The sequence below is a fragment of the Mesorhizobium sp. M4A.F.Ca.ET.020.02.1.1 genome (assembly GCF_004022645.1).
In the GTDB taxonomy this organism is placed as follows: domain Bacteria; phylum Pseudomonadota; class Alphaproteobacteria; order Rhizobiales; family Rhizobiaceae; genus Mesorhizobium.
Genome location: NZ_RZOI01000714.1, coordinates 1 through 3082, shown reverse-complemented (window position 1 = coordinate 3082; position 3082 = coordinate 1). Strand labels below are relative to the sequence as shown.

The 3082-nt window shown below is 63.9% G+C and carries 4 protein-coding genes; all 4 read right to left on the bottom strand.

All coding sequences use genetic code 11. The annotated features are described in order from the left end of the window. On the bottom strand, positions 1-294 hold a 294-nt coding region (locus EN742_RS29840), incomplete at its 3' end, for a DUF763 domain-containing protein (RefSeq protein WP_128333602.1). 270 nt (positions 295-564) lie between these two features. After that, a complete protein-coding gene (locus EN742_RS29835) occupies positions 565-942 on the bottom strand; it encodes a hypothetical protein (RefSeq protein ID WP_127406893.1) in 378 nt (125 codons plus the stop codon). A gap of 356 nt (positions 943-1298) precedes the next feature. Further along, a complete protein-coding gene (locus tag EN742_RS29830) occupies positions 1299-1613 on the bottom strand; it encodes a hypothetical protein (protein ID WP_126055361.1) in 315 nt (104 codons plus the stop codon). A 278-nt stretch (positions 1614-1891) separates the two neighbouring features. Further along, positions 1892-3082, bottom strand: a 1191-nt coding sequence (locus tag EN742_RS29825; RefSeq protein WP_128333601.1) for an FAD-dependent oxidoreductase, incomplete at its 5' end; no start/stop codon positions are given.

Here is a 3082-nt window from a genome sequence, read left to right as displayed (position 1 = left end):
GGCCCCGCCGCAGACATGGATGCCGAGCTCGCTGGATAGCGGGTTGAGGCCGCGCTTCAGCGCGCCGATGACCGAGGTGGTGATGCCGGAGGAGTGCCAGTCCATGCCCATCACCGCGCCAAAAGACTGGAACCAGAAGGGGTGCGCCAGGCGCCGCAAAAGCTCGTCGCGGCCGTAATGGTGGATGATGGCTTCGCACAGCACGGCGCCCAGCTTCGTCATCCGATCGCCCAGCCATTTCGGGACCCGCCCGCCATGCAGCGGCAGATCGGCGCTGCCGCTTCGCTGCGTCACGCGTTTGTCTCCTGAGTGCCGGCTTTCTAGATGGCATTTTGGCAGGGATTTGCAAGGCGGAGGAGGTGGCGCGCACAAGCTTCGCGGTCGTCATCCAGGGCGAAGCAAGGAGCGAAGCGACGCGCCCAGACCCTGAGATCCATGCCGTGACTTGTGAGCGTTGCGGCGAAGCGGAATTCTGATCCGCCGCATTGTAGGACTGGCGTCACGGTATCCATCCGCGGGTCAAGCCCGAGGTTGACGAGGGAGCCTCGCTCCCTGCCCGCCTCGTCAGTAACGGCAAATCCGCACGCGTTCCAGCACCCGGCGGTGATGGTGCCAGTGCCTCACCCACTTCACGCGGCAATGGCGGTAATGGTGCCGGTAATGGTAGCGGTGCGGATAGCGGACCACGTAACCGGGATAATAGTCACGGTAATAGCGCGGGCCGTAATAGCGGCCGCCATAGTCGTAAAACGGTCCGCCGCCATAGAACGGTCCGCCGAAGGGTCCACCATAGAAAGGTCCACCGAACGGGCCGCCGTAGAACGGGCCGCCGAACGGACCGAAAGCGGGACCGAAAAATCCCAATCCGCGCGCATCCGCCGGCGCGACCGTGGCTGCCGCGGTGGCAACGGCGATCACTGAAGCAAGTAGCAGTTTTTTCATGGCAACCTCCTCCTGAAGGCTGATCATCGGCTAAACGCTCCGCAGGAGACCTATGTTCCCAATCGCTAATATTCGTCGGTGTGGATCTGGCCCCATGAGGAGGAGATTGCCGCGGGCAAGGGGCGTCAATGTTGCTCGTGCCCACCGCAGACAGGATGCCGAGCGGCAAGCGGGTTCCGCCCCGCTTCAGCGTGCCGATAAGAGGATGTCGGTCACGGCGAAGGATGGAACCAGAAAGGACGCGCAGGCCGCCTGAGCAGTTCGTCGCGGGGTGGAGATCAGATGCCATGTGGGCGGGGATTTGCAAGCGCGACGCCCTTCTCCCGCAAGGGGAGAAGGGGAGGCGGTATCAACGCTTACCACCGCCGTTCGCAGATGCGGATCTTCTCGATCACGCGGTGGTGGTGGCGCCAGTGCTTACGGTACTCGGTCCAGCAATGACGGTGGTGGCGCATGTAGTAGCGCGGCCTGTAGCCATCGTCGTAGACATTGTAGCGGTAGTGCGGACGATAGTAAGGGTCGCCGTAATAGGGGCGATAGGCGCCATAATAGTCATCGTCATAGGCCGGGCCGATGCCGATACCGAGGCGCAGGCTGTCGGCACTGGCCGGGCTGATCATAGCCGCCGCCGACGCAATCGCGATGACGGAGGCGAGCAGGAGCTTTTTCATGACTACCTCCTTTTCAATGCTGATCTAATAAAACCCCTGAGACGCGGTGCTGTTCCGATAAAAATAGTTCCGGTCTGATACGCCTTGGTGCGAAGTTCGCCCGGCAGGCGCTGGGTTGGGATGCTGCACGCCAGAACTGCCGAGCCTTGATGAAGGCTCTCGAATAGATCCAAGCCTATCTACGACACTCGCTTTTGTTGGCCACAGCCATTCCCTGCTTGAGGCTGGCGAGCATTGATGGTGCTCAGGGTGCCTCGCAAGCCATCGCGGGGTGCCGCCTACGATTTCACGGCAGTCATCTCCCGCTCCATTTCCACCTCGGCCTCCAGGCTCGCGGTGTCGCGGAAGATCGAGGCGACGGCCAGCGTGCGGCCGTCGCGCTTGAAGCGCAGCAGGCAGTCCCTGGCACCGATGTCGCCATCGACCGCGATCTCGTCCCACTTTTCGGCATGGCCGACATAGTTGATGGGAACATCGTAATGCTGGCTCCAGAAGAACGGCACCGCTTCGAATTTCTCGCGCCGGCCGAGCATGTTGAGCGCCGCGGTTCGCCCCTGCCGCTCGGCAACCACCCAATGCTCGATCCGGATGGTCTCGCCGCTGCGGGGGTCTGGCCATCGCGCAATGTCGCCGGCGGCGAATACGCCAGGCGCGCTCGTCTCCAGAAAGGCGTTTACGACGACACCGCGGTCAAGGATAAGCCCTGCCTGTTCGGCAAGCCCGGTCCGCGGTCGCACGCCTATACCTGCGACGACCAGGTCGGCCGTCAGCGTCTTGCCGCTGGTAAGCGTCACCTTGCCGCCATCGATGCTGCTGGCGCTGTCCTCGAGATGGAACACAACGCCATGCTCCTCATGGAGGGCACGGATGAAGTCGCCCAGTTGCGGACCGAGCACCCGCTCCAGGGGCCGTTCTTCCGGCGCCACGACATGGACGTCGATATCGCGTGTGCGCAGGGACGCGGCAACTTCCAGGCCAATGAAGCTGGCGCCAAGCACCACGGCGCGGCGCGCACCCGTGGCCCGCTCGATGATAGCCCTGCTGTCTGCGAACGAGCGCAGCGTGTGGACGTGCGGCTGGTCGGCGCCGGGAATGGTGAGGCGCACCGGTTCGGCCCCGGTCGCAAGCAGCAGCCGGTCGTAGCGGACCCGGGCGCCGTCGGCGAGCACGACCTCGCCGGAACGCACGTCGATGCCGGCAACGTCCGCTTTGAGACGCAGGTCGATATCGTTCTTTGCGTAGAAGCTCTCGCCGCGCAGCGGAATCCAGCTTTCCGGCGCCTTGCCGGCGAGGTAGTCCTTGGAAAGATTGGGCCGATCTACCGGCGGCGCTTCGTCGTTGCTGAGCATGACGATGCTGCCTTGATAGCGTTCGCGCCGCAGTGTTTCGGCCGCCGCGAATCCGGCCGCGCCGCCGCCGACAATGACGATCTTCGCCGGGTCGGAGCCTGCATCGCGCGGCTTCGCTGC